Raw genomic sequence first — 16,631 nt, 5'->3', positions numbered from 1 at the left:
CGCGCGCGGGGCGGCGCGCGGTCACCCTGTCGGCGGCCTCGCTCTTCAGCCGCGAGGTGGCGCGCCCGCGGGGCGCGGGGGGTGGCGTCGGTCTCCCGCGGTTTCTCGGGGGACCGGAGCGGCGCGCCCGCGGGGCGCGGGGGGTGGCGCCCGGCCCACCGGCACACCTGGCTGGCCCCGCGGACAAGGTCAGCGCCCACGCCTGCGCCCGCGGTGAGCGCACCCGCCGGGTCAGGCCTGCCCACCACCGAGGCCGCCGCGTACCGCATCGGTGAGGCGCGCCCCAGCCCCACGCCACACCCGGCCCCACGCCACACGCGACCTGGGTGGGGCACACGGTCCTGTGCCAGGATGGACGCATGAGTCAGGACAGGCACGACGACGGGGCCCGGGGTGGTCAGGGCGGTTACGGCCGCCGGGGCGAGGGCTACGGTCGCCAGGGCGGCCACGGCCGCCGGGGCGAAGGGTACGAGCGCCGGGGCGGCGGCCGCACCGGTCACAGCGCCCAGGACCGCTCCCGCCGGGTCTACGTGGACGAGCCGCGCGACGGGGCCCTGACCGACCTGGTGAGCCACCTCCAGGCCCTCAACGGGCGCTCCTACGCCGCCTACAAGGCGGTGGTGGGACGCTATACCGCCCCGGAGGGCTGGACCCTCCACATTGACCACGTCCAGCCCGACCCCTACGCCCCGCCCACGCGCATCCGCGTCACCATGCCCGTGGACCTGCCCGGCACCAAGATCCTGGCCGACGAGGGGCTCCTGGGGACCGGCGACCGGCGCCTGGCCGTGGCGGACTTCCTCACCCGCGAGCTCTACGCGGCCTTCCGGGGCACGGCCCTGTCCATCGCCTCCCCGGGGCAGGAGATCCTGGAACGCTCCAGCGTGGTGTTCCTGGACCCCCGGGGGGCGGCCGTCACGCCCACGGACCCCGGCACCGGCTCCCAGGACGGCAGGGGCCCAGGCGGCGCGGGCCCGCACGCCACCGCGACGTCGCAGCCCGGTGGTCCCTCCGGCGTCGGCCCCCGGCCCGACACCGCCGACGGGCCGGGTGAGCCCGCGGCCGAGACCATTGAGATCCGCGCCCGCATGGCGCTGCCCGCCCAGGGGCGCTCCATCCGCGGACGGGAGGCCTCCCGGATCGTCTCCTGGGACCTGCCCCGGGCCGTGGAGCGGATCCTCGACCTCACCGGGGAGCGGGCGCGCCGCCTCCTGGAGCACGTGGCGGCCCTGGAGGACCACCGGGCGCTGACCCGGGCCGTGGAGGCCAGCGGCTGGGTGTCCTTCCTGGCCGACGGCTCCCTCCTGCCGCGCCGCTCCGGGGTGTCGGACGAGCCGCTGCGCACCGGGGCCCTGCCGCTCCAGGCCCCCGACTCCCTGGCCGCCACCGTCCAGCTGCCCCACGCGGGCACGGTGCGGGGAACGGCCCTGGGGGCGGGTGTCACCGTCATCGTCGGCGGCGGCTACCACGGCAAGTCCACCCTGCTGAGCGCCATCGAGCGGGGCGTCTACCCGCACGTGCCCGGGGACGGGCGCGAGCTCGTGGCCACCCTGCCCGACGCCGTCAAGGTCCGGGCCGCGGACGGGCGCGCCATCACGGGGGTGGACCTGAGCGCCTTTATCTCCCACCTGCCCGGCGGACAGGACACGGAGTCCTTCTCCACCGGGAACGCCTCGGGCTCGACCTCGCAGGCCGCCTCCATGATCGAGGCGGTGGAGGCCGGGGCCACGGCGCTGCTCCTGGACGAGGACACCTCCGCCACGAACCTGCTCATCCGGGACCGGCGCATGCGCTCCCTGGTGGCGGCCGAGCGCGAGCCCATCACACCCTTCGTGGACCGGGTCGGGGCGCTGGCCGAGGCCGGGGTCTCCACGGTCATGGTCATGGGCGGCAGCGGGGACTACCTGGACGTGGCCGACCGGGTGCTGCTCATGGACGCCTACCACCTGCGTGACGCGACCCAGGAGGCGGGCCACGTCGTCGCCGACCAGCCGCGTGAGGTGACCGCTCTGCCCGGGTTCCCGTGGCCCGTGGGCCGGGTGCCGCGGCCCGCCCCGGCCCGGACACGGCGCGGTCCGGTGCGTACCCGGGCCCGGGGGACGGAGGTCCTGACCCTGGACCGGGAGGAGATTGACGTCCGTGACGTCGCCGGGCTCGTGGACCCCGGCCAGGCCCAGGCCGCCGCCTACGCCCTGAGGGCCCTGCTGGAGCAGCGCTTTGACGCGCACGCCACCCTGGCGCAGTGCCTGGAGGACCTGGACGCGCTCCTGGACGACGAGGGCCTGGACGCGCTGGGCGACGTCGGTGAGCGCCCTGCCTTCCTGGTCAGGCCCCGCGCCGTGGACGTGGCGGCGGCCACGAACCGCTACCGGGCGCTGGAGCTGGAGACCTCGCCGCGGGTGCCGACGCCGTCAACACCAGAGGACGTCGGCCGCTCAGCGCGGTAGGCACCCCGCCCGCCCCTTCGCCCCTCGCCCCTCCCCCGCGAGAACGGTACTTGTTCGTCGCGAGAACGGTACTTGTTCGTCGCGAGAACGGTACTTGTTCGCCGTGAGAACGGTACTTATTGCTCGTGAGAACGGTACTTGTTCGTCGTGAGAACGGTACTTATTTGCCGCGAGAACGGGGGGCGCGCCTCCGCGTGGGGCCTGGCGGTGCCTGCGGATCATGGTGATGGGCCATGGTGGCGCTCACAGGGAAGGTTCGTGGGGTTGTACGTTCACCCCTCCGAGCCCGCGCCGCTACGTTCCGGAGCCCGCGCCGCTAGATGGCCCTCGCTCTCACGGTGAGCAGCTCAGGGACGTGCAACTCACCCACCGCCCCGCACATGTTCCCACGACAATCAGGCCACCGACGGCTTAGGCACGACCAGTGTGTGCCAGGTGCCCGTTTGGTGCAATCTGAGACTCAGGACCGGACGCACCCTGAACCCAACTCTGGACACTCAATGTCCGCCCAGGTCATGGGCTTGTGCCCTGGAACAGCCGAGGGAGCCTTCTGTTCTGAACCTCAGATTGCGCCATGCGCAGGATCGGGAGCAGCATACGACCGGTAGACTACCTAAGTGATCGCATAATCTGCCCAGACTTATGCCAGGAGATGCACCGAACGCCCCCCGTCCCGCGGCCAGCAGGCACCTCGAGGCCGATGCCTTTAGCGGGGGTCCAGCAGAACATCAGAGAAGCACCCGGAGGACGTCCGGACAGGGGCGCACCCGCCAACAGGACACCCACACGCACCAGGCGCCCCCCCGCTCAGGCCCCACCAGCGCTCACGCCCAGAGCACCCACACCAGTCGATGAGGCAGGCCCCGAGCGTACCTCCCGTTCTCACGACGAATAAGTACCGTTCTCGCGAGCAATAAGTACCGTTCTCGCGACGAATAAGTACCGTTCTCACGGAAGGAGGGTGGGCGGGTGGGCGGGAGAGGAAGGGGCGGGCGGGCCCGGCCTTCTTAGCGCAGGGAGGCCAGGGCCTGGGAGCGGGCCACCATGGCCCGCACCATGGCGGGCACCTCGTCCTCGTGGTAGGCGGCGGGAGTGAAGGCGCCCTCGGTGAAGTCGGCCCGCAGGGAGAGCAGCACCTCGGGGTTCACGAAGGAGACGTCGAACCCGCTCAGGATGTCCCGCAGGTGCTCCAGGGGGCGGATGCCGTTGTAGTAGGAGTAGCCGACCAGGCCCACCGGCTTGTAGGCGAGCACCCCCGGGCGCAGGAAGTCAATGGCGTTCTTCAGGACCCCGGGGACGGAGTGGTCGTACTCGGGGGTCACAATGACAACGCCGTCGTAGGCGGCCAGCCGCTCGTTCCAGGCCGCCCCGGCGGGGTCGGTAGGGGCAGCCAGGGACGGGGGCACGGGCTCGGCGAAGAAAGGCAGACCCAGCTCGGCCAGGGTAATGACGTCGGCCTGGACCCCCTCGACGGTGGAGGCCTTGCGCGCGACCCACTGGGCCACGGGGGCGCCGACGGAGGCGGGACGGACAGAGCCGAGGATGACGGCGAAACGGACCATGGTCTCTCCTTGCGGTCGGTGGTTCACCCACCACTCTAAGGACCATGGTCCTACAGCGGCAAGTCCTGCGGCCGCCTCAGCTGCCCCAGGAAGAACCTCAGCTGCCCAGGAAGAACCGGGCCGCCGGGTTGTCCGTCTCCTCCCGGTAGACGTAGCCCAGGCGGTCCATGTGACGACGCAGGTCAGTAGCCTCACGCTCGCTGGAGCCGGTCTGGAAGGCGGTGAGGATGCGCCCGTAGTCGGCGCCGTCGGTCCGGTAGTGGAAGAGGGTGACGTTCCAGCGGGTCCCCAGGTTCTCCAGGAAGTTCATGAGCGCCCCGGGGGACTCGGGGAACTCGAAGGAGAAGAGCCTCTCGCTCAGCCCCTCGGGGGCCCGCCCGCCCGCCAGGGAGCGCACGTGCACCTTGGCCAGCTCGTCGTCGGTGAGGTCGACGACGTCGTAGCCCGCCTGACGCAGGTCGTGCACGATCTCGGCACGCTCCTCACGCCCCCGGGTCAGCCCCACGCCCACGAAGATCCGGGCGTCCTCCATGGGGTCCTGCCGCGCCACCCGGTAGCTGAACTCGGTCACCGCGCGCCCGCCCAGGACCGAGACAAAGCGCAGGAACTCCCCCTGGCGCTCGGGGATGGTCACGCCCAGGACCGCCTCACGCTGCTCACCGACCTCGGAGCGCTCGGAGATGTAGCGCAGCTGGTGGAAGTTGAGGTTCGCCCCGGACAGGACGCAGGCCAGGCGCTCCCCGCTGACCTCCTGCTCGGCCACGTAGCGCTTGAGACCGGCCAGGGCCAGGGCGCCGGAGGGCTCGGAGATGGCGCGCACGTCCTCGAAGATGTCCTTGACGGCCGCGGAGACCTCGTCGGAGGAGACGGTGACGACGTCATCGAGCAGCTCGCTGCACAGGCGGTAGGTCTCGTCCCCGATACGGCGTACGGCCACGCCCTCGGCAAAGAGCCCCACGTGGGACAGGGTCACCGGCCCGCCGGCGGTGATCGCGGCGGCCAGGCAGGCCGACTCCTCGTGCTCGACCCCGATGACCTGGAGCCCGGGCATGAGCTGCTTGACCAGGACGGCGATGCCGGCGGCCAGGCCACCGCCGCCCACCGGCACGAAGACACGGTCCAGGCGAGCGTCCTGCTGGATGAGCTCCAGGCCGATCGTGCCCTGGCCGGCGATGACCCGCGGGTCGTCGAAGGGGGCGATAAAGGTGCGTCCCTCGTCCTGGCTCAGGCGCAGGGCCTCGGCCTTGGCGGCGTCGAAGTTCTCCCCGTGCAGGAGGACCTCGCCCCCCAGCGCCCGGACGGCGTCGACCTTAATGCGCGGGGTGACGGTGGGCATGACAATGAGGGCGCTCACCCCCAGGCGGGAGGCGGAGCAGGCCACCCCCTGGGCGTGGTTGCCGGCCGACGCGGTGACCACGCCGCGGGCGCGCGCCTGCTCGTCCAGGGCGCACATGGCGTTGTAGGCGCCGCGGATCTTAAAGGAGTGGACGGCCTGGAGGTCCTCACGCTTGACCTGGACGGTGCAGTCCAGGCGCTCGGAGAGGGCGGGCATGGGCTGGAGGGGAGTGTGCTCGGCCACCTCGTAGACGGGGGCGCGCAGCACCTCCCGCAGGTAGCGGGCACTGTCCCAGGCGGTCGGATTGCCTTCAAGCGTGTTCACGGTGCCCAGGGTAGCCGCAGACCACCCGACGCCGAGGCCGGCGCCCGGCATCGAGGCTGGCGCCCGCCGCCAAGGCCAGCGTCCGCCCGGTACCTGCCTGGCACCAAGGCCAGCACCCGCCCGCGCCAAGACCAGCGCCCGCCCGGCCCGCCTTGAGGGACCCCGGTACCAGCACCACCCGGTGCCAGTTACCCAGACGGCACACAGGAAGAACCATCCTCGTCACCAGCCCCGATACCTACGGTCAGGTATCGGTCGGATCACGGACGAGCTCCAGGGCCCCGGCCCACGTCGAGGACCTGGAGCCGACGCGGCCGACAGACGGGCCGCCGGCAGCCTCTTGGCAGGCTGCCGGCGGACAGCCAGTCAGCGGACAACCAACAGGCAAGGAGCCTCATTATGGCAGACACCAACGTCATCGCCGTCACCTTCCCCGAGGAGTCCAAGGCGTACCAGGCGCTCAGCGAGCTGCGCCAGGCCTCCGACGCGGGCCGCCTGGACCTCGTGAGCGCCGCCGTCGTCAGGCGCGCCCCGGACGGGCACCTGTCCGTCCCCGAGCAGGAGGACACTACCGGCGCCGCCGGGACCGCCACCGGCGGGCTGGTCGGCATGCTCATCGGCGTCCTGGGCGGCCCCCTGGGGATGCTCATGGGCTGGGGCGCGGGCGCGCTGGTCGGCGGCCTGCTGGACATCGACCGCGCCGAGCGCAGCGCGGACGTCCTCACCGAGTTCGGCCAGGCCGTGCCCCCGGGCCAGACCGCGCTGCTGGCCCAGGTCACCGAGTACGCCACCGAGGTCGTGGACGGGCAGGTGTCCGCCCTGGGCGGCACCGTCTACCGCCGCCCGGTTACCGAGGTCGTGGCCGAGCTGGAGGCCGCCAGCGCCGCCGCGGAGGCGGCCCAGGCCGAGGCCCGGCGGGTGGTGCGCGAGCAGAAGCGCTCCGAGCGCAAGGAGAAGCTCGACGAGCGCCTGGCCTCGCTCAAGACCAGGCTGCGTATCGGCGACTGAGCGACACTCCCCACCCCGGGGCCCGTATTAGCTGCGGGCCCCGGGGCCTGGGGTCCACCCGGTGGAGCAGCCCTCTCTGCCGACCTGCAGGCGAGACTGCCAGGCGCGGCGACGTGTGTCAGGACGGGACGTGCAGGAACACACGGAACGGGGCGAGAACATGCGAACAGCGAGGCGCACTCGGGTCACCCAAGAGCACACCGAGGCCACCCGAAACCTGGCCCTAGTGGCCGCAGGCTGAGACCGACCCGCCCGTGCCAGCCGACCCGCACCTTGCCACTCCAATCACGGGCAGCCTTGTGCGAGAATCCACTCCATATTGCCGGCATACTTTGGGTACCGCTCTTCGGGGACACTGCCAAGAGCCGTTAATCCAGCTCGATGAGTATCTGCCAGCTTCTCCCCTGGAGCAGCGATTTGTAAAGACTACGGTCACTGACCTTCCCGGGCCAGGACACAATTGCCGACGACCAGTTATCGAAGTGCGTGGCGATCAAGGTTGAGCCACACCCGTCGAGGACGAGAAGACCGGACGCAGGTTTTGCTGCGAGCATGGCAGTCAGATTGGAGACTCTGACCTGAACGGATTTCGAAGAATCACAAGAGTCCGCCAGCTCTGCCGCGCTACCGGTTGCGTGGAAGACGAGGTGAAGGATTAAGGATCAGCAGTGCGAGGGCACTTCGTCCGTCGTGACGTTATGGTATTCCTCGATTTTCCTGCTCGCAGCACAGAAGAGCGTACGGATCCAAGTGACCCCGGCATTGAAATTATTCCCGTTACTTTCACTTCCTGTCATAATAAGAATGGCGGTCGATGGCCTCTGTCGTGAACGCGAGCGTTGAGATACGAATTCCAAGTCACGTGTGGGCTCGACGCCCATGGTCGTCAAGGCTGCCCGGCCATCGGGAAGCAGACGCCCCTTCGTCTCAAACTCAGTAATAAAATCTCGAATATCTTGGCTGTCGCGGCTCACCAGGGAGGTGACGGCGCGGGAGAGCAGGATCGATGTAAGTATGCAACAACGGACAAACCGGTGCTTCAGGCGTGCACTACGCACGGATCTCATCGCGGCCGAAGTCGCAGACGTATCTCGAAACTCGCTGAGAGGCGCTCCTTGCTCGAGCTTGCTCTTGATCCACACGCGGCGCACCTCCCTGGCTGATCGACATTCCCCCTCGGTGCCGCTGCGACAGCGCTCATTGAGATGCCTGAAAAATATGACATCCGCAGCGGTTAATCTCATGACGAGGGCGCACATGAGGAATGATTGAGGACGTCAAGCAGATCCGAGAAACCTGACGGGCAATTCTCATGGAGAAGAGCCTGGGACAGCAGGAGATGAAACTGATCAACGTGGAACGACGACACCGACTCGAGTGCGTCTCGGAGCCGGACCACTGCTTTCTCGGTTTCTCCGACCGCAGCCGCATGCAGGACCTCAGCGAGAATGCCAAGCGGCGCGTGGTCAGTCAAGGGGCTCAGAACCAGGGCAGCAAGGAGTGCCTGCCACTTCCCCTGTTCCAGAAGATCCGCAAGGGCATCGTCAGCATCATCAGTACTCGTGACCGCGTAGGCGATCTCCGGATCGGACAGACGGGCCAGGTCAAGCAGTGCCGTGAGTGCGGCGGCTTCGTCGGCAGAGGTGAGATTCGTCAGAACTCGTGGAACAAGGTCTGCAAACTCAGGATTGGTCAGCAGCGTGGGGTGGTCGCTCAGGTACCGGCCTCCGCGACCCTGCCTGTGCTCGGTGAGCCATTCTTTGGTCAATGTCACGGCGAGGTCCCGATTTCTCAACAACGAGACAATCTCATCAATACCACGACTCTTGACCTGGGCGACATACTGATGAAGTACAGCAATCAATGGCACATCGACGAAGAGATCGGTAATCGCACCGAGCGTCTCGCAGTCTGAGGGAGTGGGAGAACTCCAATTCGACTTCAGGTAGGTTGCCTGCTCGGCTGGACCATCGCATCCAAGCCATGCCTCCAGACGTTGCCTGAGAGGCTCATCGACAACAACAGTCGCCCAGGCGGGAGTGGCCTCATTCGCGAGACCGAATTCCCGGAAGGCCGCAGCAATCTCGCGTCGACATGGCCCAAGAAGTCGAGGATCGCCATCCTCATTGGCTTCCTGGGCAGCAGCAACCACATCCTCGGTCCCTTCGGACCCACGCCAATTGGCCCGCGCCAGCAGGAGATAGGCTCGGGCGGCCGACGACAGGTGCCCTGTGTTCGTAGTGAAGGCTTCCAAGACCTCTTTACAACGTCCAGCCTCCGACAGGATGTCCGCAAGTTTAGTGAGGGATCTGGCGAGGCCAGGGGTGTAGGCAACCTCATTGACCTCGGCCAGAGAGCAGCGCAGGGTGACGGCCTGCTGGGCGGCCTGGAGTGCCTCGTCACGGCGCCCAGCCTCCGACAGGCGGTTGGCGAGGGTGTTCAGGGAGGCGGCGAGGTCAGGGGTGTAGGCAGCCTCATTGGACTCCGCAAGCTGCCGGTAGAGACCTGTGGCCTCCTGGGCGGCACGAAGCGCCTCATCCCGACACCCAGCCTCCGACAGACGGACGGCAAGATTGTTCAGGGAGGCGGCGAGGCCAGGGGTGTAGGCAGCCTCATTGGACTCCGCAAGCTGCCGGTAGAGACCGCTGGCCTCCTGGGCGACACGAAGCGCCTCCTCATCCCGACACCCAGCCTCCGACAGGCAGTTGGCGAGGGTGTTCAGGGACATAGCGAGATCAGGGGTGTGGGCAGCCTCATTAACCTCGGTAAGCTGCTGGTAAAGACCTGTGGCCTCCTGGGCGACACGAAGCGCCTCATCCCGACACCCAGCCTCCGACAGGCAGTTGGCGAGGGTGTTCAGGGACATAGCGAGATCAGGGGTGTGGGCAGCCTCATTAACCTCGGTAAGCTGCTGGTAAAGACCTGTGGCCTCCTGGGCGGCACGAAGCGCCTCATCCCGACGCCCAGCCTCCGACAGACGGACGGCAAGATTGTTCAGGGACATAGCGAGGTCAGGGGTGTAGGCAGCCTCATTGCCCTCGACCAGGACCCGGCGCAGGTCAACAGCCTCCTGGGCGGCACGAAGCGCCTCATCCCGACGCCCAGCCTCCGACAGGCAGTTGGCGAGGGTGTTCAGGGAGATGGCGAGGTCAGGGGTGTAGGCAGCCTCATTGGACTCCGCAAGCTGCCGGTAGAGACCTGTGGCCTCCTGGGCGGCACGAAGCGCCTCCTCATCCCGACGCCCAGCCTCCGACAGACGGACGGCAAGGTTGTTCAGCGTCTGGGCTCGTTGCGCAGGTTCGTCTCCCGCCAAGGTCTCCAGTCGCTGCGCCACCGCCACACCCAGATTTCTCAGCCAGCTGTGGCCGAGGGGAATGGCTTCATCAATCTCCGCCAGTGGCAGATCAGCTCCGCTAGTGACGAGCTCCTCCAGGGCCCACACAAAAGGTCCTCCCTGAGCCAGGGAAACACGCAGAGCCGCACGCCACAGATGCGGACGTGCGGCCAGGACTCGCCTGGCCAGGATCAGTGCTCGTTCCGGGTCCAGGTCCGCGGCTCGGGTAATGACGGCGCAGCACCGCTCTGCCTGCTCCCTCAGTGCCAGCGCCCGCGCAACCACCAAGTCGTCAGCCTCAGGATCCTCAAGGCCCGGCACCGTCAGTGGGTCCTGGGGCAACACCTCATCGAGCAGCTCCGGCGCCTTTCTGCAGACCTGGAGGACCAGGTTCTCCGCCACCGGATCCGGCTGGAGGGCCACACCGCCATCCCCGGCACCGCGTAGCAGCGTCTCCTCCAGGAGCTCGGCGTAGCGGCTCCGCAGGAGGTGCTCGTTGCTCCACTCCGGCAGCCGGGAGAGAACCTCGTCGACCGCCTCGGCGTCGGGGGCTGGAGCCAGTATGGTCAGGACGGCTGCCGCCCGACGATGATGGGCCTTACTAATAATTGTGAGGCCCGATCCCCGTGCCTCCTCACGCCACCGCCCGAACTCCGCTTCTAGCACCCTGCCATACAGGTCGGCCCGTGTTGGTGCTGGTTTCTCGACGTCGGCCTTCTTTGCATCAGCTTCCTTCTTCGGCAGCGCCGTCAGCCAGGCCTGAAGCACAATGTCCAGGGTGGTTCTCCCCTCCCGCTCCGGGGAGGGCAGGTCTGCGGGTAAGGATGAGTCCATGGCCTTGGCGAAGGCGCGGGCAGCCCGGCGGTATAGGAGCTCCGGAACTTTAAGACGCTGATCAAGCGTTACGGGTAGCATCGGCCCCAGGCGGACCCCGTCCTCCTCCATGTTCTCCCGGAACTGCTCCCACCACACGTTCGCGCCGCGGGCGGTGAGGACGAGCCGCGTCGGGGAACGGCGCGCGGCCAGGGCGCGCAGAAGACGCCGCAACTGCTCCTGGCGGGACTCCTCGGCATAGTCCACCACAATGAGTAACTCGGTGGTCAGCTTACTGAACTCGGCCAGTTCGGCGTCAGACAGGTCCGCCCGCGCGGGCAGGAAACCCGCGCACCAGCCCAAGGTGCTCAGGCTGTGACACAGCTCGGCCGCGAGCCTCGTCTTGCCGCATCCTCCCGCGCCCGTCACCAGGGCCACCGCCAGATCGGCGCCTGTGCGATCGGAATCCTTGGACGTGCCACTGGCGGTGCGGGCCCAGTCACGCAGCTGGTTCAGCTCCTGGCGGGGGCAGAAGGGCACCACCCCGCTGCGTGTGCGGAGCAGCTGCAGTGGCGTCACCCCCTCGGCCAAAGGGAGGTAGCCAGGCAGCAGAATCACGGAGGGATCCTTGACCTCGGGTGCAGAGGCGTCGTCGAGCATCGTGGTGGCCCGCAGGCCCCCGACGTCCACGCACACGTCCCACTGCCAGGTCCGCAGGTACTCGGCGCCCTTGGCCAAAGCCTTTGCCCAGTCGCCCGGAGATCCACCGGGAGGGGTCGTCGCCTGTTGCGCGTCAATCGCCAGCCAGGACTGGGCGCGCTCAGGATCGGACGCGACAAGGTCCTCAATCCGGAAGTCCTCATCGAGGAAGGGCTCGCGCGCAAACCCCTCCTCCAGCCGGACCGGACAGCCCACGCTCCAGGAGGCGTTCACAGGCACCAGGACGATCGCATGCCGCTGCTGATGCTCTCGCTCGCCCCGCTTAAGGGTGAGGATCATAGGGTACACACCCGCATCGAGGGCGGCGCAGCAGAAGGTGACGCACATGTCCAGGCAGGTGGCCAGCCGCCAGGACAGCACCTCGTTCAGAGGGCGCACGTCCTGCGCCCCGCGCTCAGAGTCCGTCGGCTCGCGCACGTAGCGGATGCCCAGCAGGGCCAGCTGCTCTATGATCCGCTGGCACTTGAGAGAAACTTCGCTCGAGTCCGGCCCAGGCATCTGCCGGCCGTCCGCCGCAGGTAGGAGGCGATGCACCCAGCCAGCGTGCACCATACGCGCCAGGTAGGTTGGATGCTGCTCGGCGTCCCACCTTATTCGCTCAGACACGGCACAACCCCCACTCGGACGATCTCCTCCAGTGCCAGCCCCCCGGACACACCCGCGGCCATGGCCCTCAGGCGGTGGACCCCGGCTTTCAGCGGCGGGATCTGCGCCACCCACGCCTCACCGTCGGCCTCGACGGGAACCTCGCCCATTGAGGTGAGGACGACCCGGAGATCGGTGGCATCCAGCGCCTGGCCGGAGGCGTCCTCAATAGTGATACGCACCGTCTGCGGCTGCCCCGCCGGGACGACGTCATTAAGGTCCAGACACATATAGGCCGCAGGGTGCTCCTCGGCGCCCCGGATGGCCGCAGGCACCGGCGACGTGCCGTAACCGGCGACATGCCCGTCCACGGCACCCTCCTCCATGAGCTCGCCGTGCTTACTCTTCAATCGGTGCCAGGATCTCGGTGTCCCCTCCAGGAAATCGGGGATCGCAAAGGTCGCCGGAACCGTACCGTCACCGCCGTGGCGGCCCGTACCGAACCCGGGCAGGTCCGCCTTCTCGGTCCTCAGGCGGTCACCGGTCAGAACGGCCCGGCACAAGGTGGGGATGCCCTGCGTGTAGTAGACGGTGAAGGGGTTCCCACCCATGCTGGCCGCCTTGGCGTCCAGCTCCTGGTGCAGGGCGCGGTTTGCCAGGTAGGCCGCCTCGGCCCGGGCCTGGAAACCGGGCACAACCTGCTCGGCCTGGGCCACCTGGTAGGGGTAGAGTCGGCCCGTCCCGTCCCCGACCGCCTTCCAGTGGGGCAGCAGGTCGAATACCGAGTCCCAGCCCCGCAGCACGCGGTTGAAAGGGCCAGGCAGGGGCAGGCCGCGCGCGCTCGCCCCGTTGACCAGGACCTCGAGGGCCTTCGTGGCCCCCAGGTAGGGGGTACCCAGGGTCATGATCTCCCTGACCTCGATCCCGTCGCTGAGACTGGCCCACCACGACGCCGCCACGAGCCCGCCCATGGAATGAGCAACGAGGACGACCGGTCGTCCCTGGGCGCGCCGACGGATCTCCTGGTCCAGGACCTCGGCATTGTGCGCCACGGAGCGGCGGAAGTCATAGGGGAAGGCCACGAGGGAGGCGTCGGGTCGCACCGGCTGAGGATCGTCCGGACGAGCCGTAGCCACCTCCGCCTGACTCAGGCCGAGCACTTGGGTCAGACGGCTCATGAGCCTGTCGTAGCCGGTGATGAGGAGAGGGTGGCAGGCGCCGAAGGTGGGGATGAGCCCCACCGGGTGCAGGGAGCGGTCCATGTCCAGTGCCTGCGGGTCCAGGCACCGTGCCAGGGCAGTCGAGGCCTTCACCGTGTAGACGGTGCGGCCGTCATCGTCGGCCAAGATGCTCCCGCCAATACCAGGGATGACAACGATCAGGGGTTCCATGGCAACCTCTCGAGTCAAGACCTACCACTGAATTAGTAGCTTAACAGCGCCCTAGCCCACCTGCACAGCAGGTCACATAACAGGTTCTGGTATCGGCAGGCCTCTCAGGGCCAGGGCCATGGACCACACGATCGAGGGTCTGGGACCCCGCTGGGTGACGTGGGGCTGGGCCGTGTAGGGCCTGGACGTCTTGGACGCGGGCGACGCAGGGCCGGAACCAGCAGAAGATGCAAGCGTAAGAACCGACAAGTACTTGTACAGACCCGCCTGTCTAAACCCTGATCCACCGTTGCGGATGGGGTTGGCGTGGTGTAACGGAGCAGGCACTGGTGGCAAAGGTCTTCGAGGGCATGGAGACAGAGTTCTTACGGCCCTGGCCCGGTTCCTGCCCGGGCCGCCGTGGCATGGAGGTGCCTGCGCCGCTCCCCACGGCCGGAGCGGGCGGGGCCCATGAAGCAGATGGAGACCTCAGAGGGCGGTCCTTACAGCCCCAGGAGCTCGCGGCTGCGCACCGCCCCCAGGTCGGCGCTGGTGGCCAGCATGGCGTAGGCGCGCAGGGCGGCGGAGACCTTGCGGGGGCGCACAGTGTGCGGCCTCCAGGCGGCCTCGCCGCGGGCCTCCTCCTCCCGGCGCCGTCGCTCTATCTCCGCCTCGTCCAGCCGCACGGAGATGGAGCGGGCAGGGATGTCAATGTCAATGACGTCGCCGCTGCGCACCAGGCCGATCAGGCCCCCGGCCGCCGCCTCCGGGGACACGTGCCCGATGCTCAGCCCCGAGGTGCCCCCGGAGAAACGGCCGTCGGTCAGCAGCGCGCACTCCTTGCCCAGGTGCATGGACTTAATGTAGGTGGTCGGGTAGAGCATCTCCTGCATGCCCGGCCCGCCGCGCGGCCCCTCGTGGCTAATGACCACGACGTCGCCGGACGCCACCTTCCGGCCGAGGATCCCGGCCACGGCGTCCTCCTGGGACTCAAAGACGACGGCGGGCCCGGAGAAGGTCAGGATGGACTCATCCACCCCGGCGGTCTTGACAATGCACCCCTTCTCCGCGATGTTGCCAAAGAGGACCGCCAGGCCGCCGTCGGCGGAGTAGGCGTGCTCAATGTCGCGGATGCAGCCGCCTGCGCGGTCGGTGTCCAGGGACTCCCAGCGGGAGGCCTGGGAGAACATCTCGGTGGTGCGCACCCCGGCCGGGGCGGCCAGGTAGCCGGTGCGCACGGAGTCGGCGACGCCCGAGCCGGGGACGCCGTCGGGGCCGGGGCGCGCGACGTCGTAGGCGGCCAGGACCTCGCCCAGGGTGGAGCGCAGCACGTTGGTGGTGGAGGTGTCCAGCAGGCCGCCGCGGTCCAGCTCGCCCAGGATCCCCATAATGCCGCCGGCACGGTGGACGTCCTCAATGTGGTACAGGTTCGTCGACGGCGCCACCTTGGCCAGGTGGGGCACCCGTCGTGAGAGGCGGTCGATGTCGGCCATGTGGAAGTCGACCTCGGCCTCCTGGGCGGCGGCCAGCAGGTGCAGGACGGTGTTGGTGGACCCGCCCATGGCGATGTCCAGGCTCATGGCGTTCTCGAAGGCCGCCTTGGTGGCGATGGAACGGGGCAGGACGGAGACGTCCCCGCCCTCGTAGTAGGCTCGGGTGATCTCGACGACCTGGCGGCCGACCCGCCTGAACAGCTCACCGCGGTCGGCGTGGGTGGCCAGCAGGGTGCCGTTCATGGGCAGCGCCAGGCCCAGGGCCTCGGTGAGGCAGTTCATGGAGTTGGCGGTGAACATCCCGGAGCAGGAGCCGCAGGTGGGGCAGGCCAGGCGCTCAATGGCGCTAATGGTCTGGTCGTCCACGGTGGGGTCGGCGGCGTCCATCATGGCGTCAATGAGGTCGAGCTTGCGGGTGGTACCGTCGGCGGCCACCATCTTGCCCGACTCCATGGGCCCGCCGGAGATAAAGATCGCGGGGATGTTCAGGCGCATGGCGGCCATGAGCATGCCCGGGGTGATCTTGTCGCAGTTGGAGATGCACACCAGGGCGTCGGCGCAGTGCGCGGAGACCATGTACTCCACGGAGTCGGCAATGAGGTCGCGGGACGGCAGGGAGTAGAGCATGCCGTCATGCCCCATGGCAATACCGTCGTCGACGGCGATCGTGTTGAACTCCTTGGCCAGGCCCCCGGCGGCCTCGATCTCCTTGGCCACGAGGCGGCCGACGTCGCGCAGGCCCACGTGTCCGGGGACGAACTGGGTGAAGGAGTTGGCAATGGCGATAATGGGCTTGCCGAAGTCGGAGTCCTTCACGCCGGTGGCGCGCCACAGGGCGCGGGCGCCCGCCATATTGCGGCCGTGGGTGGAGGTGGCGCTGCGGTACTGCGGCATGTGGCGATCCTTTGCGGACGTGTCTGACGGGAACGGCGTCGCAGGAGCCGACCGGGGCCGACGCTTCACGACGCCGTGTCGTCCCCAGCGTAGTCTGCGGCACGTGGCCGCGACGCGCCACAGGTGCCACCGAGGCTCGAGGAGGCAACCGCGCAGCACCCGCGCCTGTTCCCGGGCCCGCGGGCAGGCCACCCGACCCCCTGACCGCGACGCCCCCCGCCCCGCTCCCCCACCCGACCGTGACGCCCCCGCACCACGGCGGACGGTGCGCCGCCCCTGGTCCCACGCCGGGACCTAGGGGCGTCAAACGGCGGTACCACGCTGTTTCCAGGCACCTGACCTGGTGGCTCGGAGCCTGCCTCGTAGCGGGCGGGCCGCTGGCACCAGGGCGTCAGGCAGCGAGCTGGCGACCACGAGAGAAGAGGACGGGGCGACAGAGGTGAGACACAGCACCTTGGCGTCGCACCGTGCGTCCCGCTGACGTGCCCGGGCGACCAGGAGGGGCAATTGCGTGACGTACGTCTTGCGTCACCTCCCCAGGCGGCCGCTGCGACGCCGCCGCCGTCCTTGACGGCCCGTCGTCACCTCCCCGGGCGGACGCTGTGCGCCTTCCGCCACCGGGCCAGCGGTCGCCGCGCCCTGGCGTACAGCGTAGGCGAGGCCTGGTTGCGGGTCTGGTCAGCCGGGGCGGGGCGCGCGGCCTCCGCGAGGCGCCGCGAGGCCGTGCACGCGGGCCTGGTCGTCC

8 protein-coding genes are annotated in these 16,631 nt (G+C 68.8%); 2 read left to right on the top strand and 6 right to left on the bottom strand.

What is annotated here, in order from left to right:
* Positions 1 to 359: 359 nt before the first annotated feature.
* Positions 360 to 2,447, top strand: a complete 2,088-nt coding sequence (locus tag JJJ15_RS08200) for an ABC-ATPase domain-containing protein (protein WP_200510412.1) — start codon at positions 360 to 362, stop codon at positions 2,445 to 2,447.
* A gap of 1,007 nt (positions 2,448 to 3,454) precedes the next feature.
* On the opposite strand, the gene JJJ15_RS08195 is transcribed toward JJJ15_RS08200, so the two are convergent.
* On the bottom strand, positions 3,455 to 4,009 hold the full coding sequence (locus JJJ15_RS08195; protein WP_200510411.1) for an NAD(P)H-dependent oxidoreductase: 555 nt from the start codon (positions 4,007 to 4,009) through the stop codon (positions 3,455 to 3,457).
* A gap of 97 nt (positions 4,010 to 4,106) precedes the next feature.
* Entirely contained in the window at positions 4,107 to 5,678 is a 1,572-nt protein-coding gene (gene ilvA, locus JJJ15_RS08190; RefSeq protein WP_246742260.1) for a threonine ammonia-lyase, biosynthetic, read from the bottom strand.
* Between the two features lie 390 nt (positions 5,679 to 6,068).
* On the opposite strand from ilvA, the gene JJJ15_RS08185 reads away from it, so the two are divergent.
* A complete protein-coding gene (locus JJJ15_RS08185) occupies positions 6,069 to 6,677 on the top strand; it encodes a DUF1269 domain-containing protein (RefSeq protein ID WP_200510409.1) in 609 nt (202 codons plus the stop codon).
* A 662-nt stretch (positions 6,678 to 7,339) separates the two neighbouring features.
* Here JJJ15_RS08185 and JJJ15_RS08180 read toward each other — a convergent pair.
* From JJJ15_RS08180 to ilvD, 4 genes are all read right to left on the bottom strand, one after another.
* Positions 7,340 to 7,819 carry a hypothetical protein gene (locus tag JJJ15_RS08180; protein WP_200510408.1) on the bottom strand — a complete coding sequence of 160 codons (480 nt, stop codon included), beginning with the start codon at positions 7,817 to 7,819 and terminating at the stop codon, positions 7,340 to 7,342.
* Positions 7,820 to 7,917: 98 nt separating this feature from the next.
* The gene (locus JJJ15_RS08175; RefSeq protein WP_200510407.1) at positions 7,918 to 12,150 is read right to left on the bottom strand and encodes a tetratricopeptide repeat protein; all 4,233 of its coding nucleotides are present in this window, start codon (positions 12,148 to 12,150) and stop codon (positions 7,918 to 7,920) included.
* A complete protein-coding gene (locus tag JJJ15_RS08170) occupies positions 12,135 to 13,520 on the bottom strand; it encodes an alpha/beta fold hydrolase (protein WP_200510406.1) in 1,386 nt (461 codons plus the stop codon). The genes JJJ15_RS08175 and JJJ15_RS08170 overlap by 16 nt, the downstream gene beginning before the upstream one ends.
* 482 nt (positions 13,521 to 14,002) lie before the next feature.
* Positions 14,003 to 15,886, bottom strand: a complete 1,884-nt coding sequence (gene ilvD, locus JJJ15_RS08165) for a dihydroxy-acid dehydratase (RefSeq protein WP_200510405.1) — start codon at positions 15,884 to 15,886, stop codon at positions 14,003 to 14,005.
* Positions 15,887 to 16,631 lie beyond the last annotated feature (745 nt).

Source organism: Actinomyces sp. HMT897 (assembly GCF_016626125.1).
In the GTDB taxonomy this organism is placed as follows: domain Bacteria; phylum Actinomycetota; class Actinomycetes; order Actinomycetales; family Actinomycetaceae; genus Actinomyces.
Note: the sequence above shows the minus strand (reverse complement) of the source record. Positions and strands in the feature narration are given on the sequence as shown.

Bases quoted from the DNA above. Each gene is read 5' to 3' on its own strand.
- JJJ15_RS08200 (WP_200510412.1), top strand. From the start codon at position 360: ATGAGTCAGGACAGGCACGACGACGGGGCCCGGGGTGGTCAGGGCGGT.
- JJJ15_RS08195 (WP_200510411.1), bottom strand. From the start codon at position 4,009: ATGGTCCGTTTCGCCGTCATCCTCGGCTCTGTCCGTCCCGCCTCCGTC.
- JJJ15_RS08185 (WP_200510409.1), top strand. From the start codon at position 6,069: ATGGCAGACACCAACGTCATCGCCGTCACCTTCCCCGAGGAGTCCAAG.
- JJJ15_RS08170 (WP_200510406.1), bottom strand. From the start codon at position 13,520: ATGGAACCCCTGATCGTTGTCATCCCTGGTATTGGCGGGAGCATCTTG.
- ilvD (WP_200510405.1), bottom strand. From the start codon at position 15,886: ATGCCGCAGTACCGCAGCGCCACCTCCACCCACGGCCGCAATATGGCG.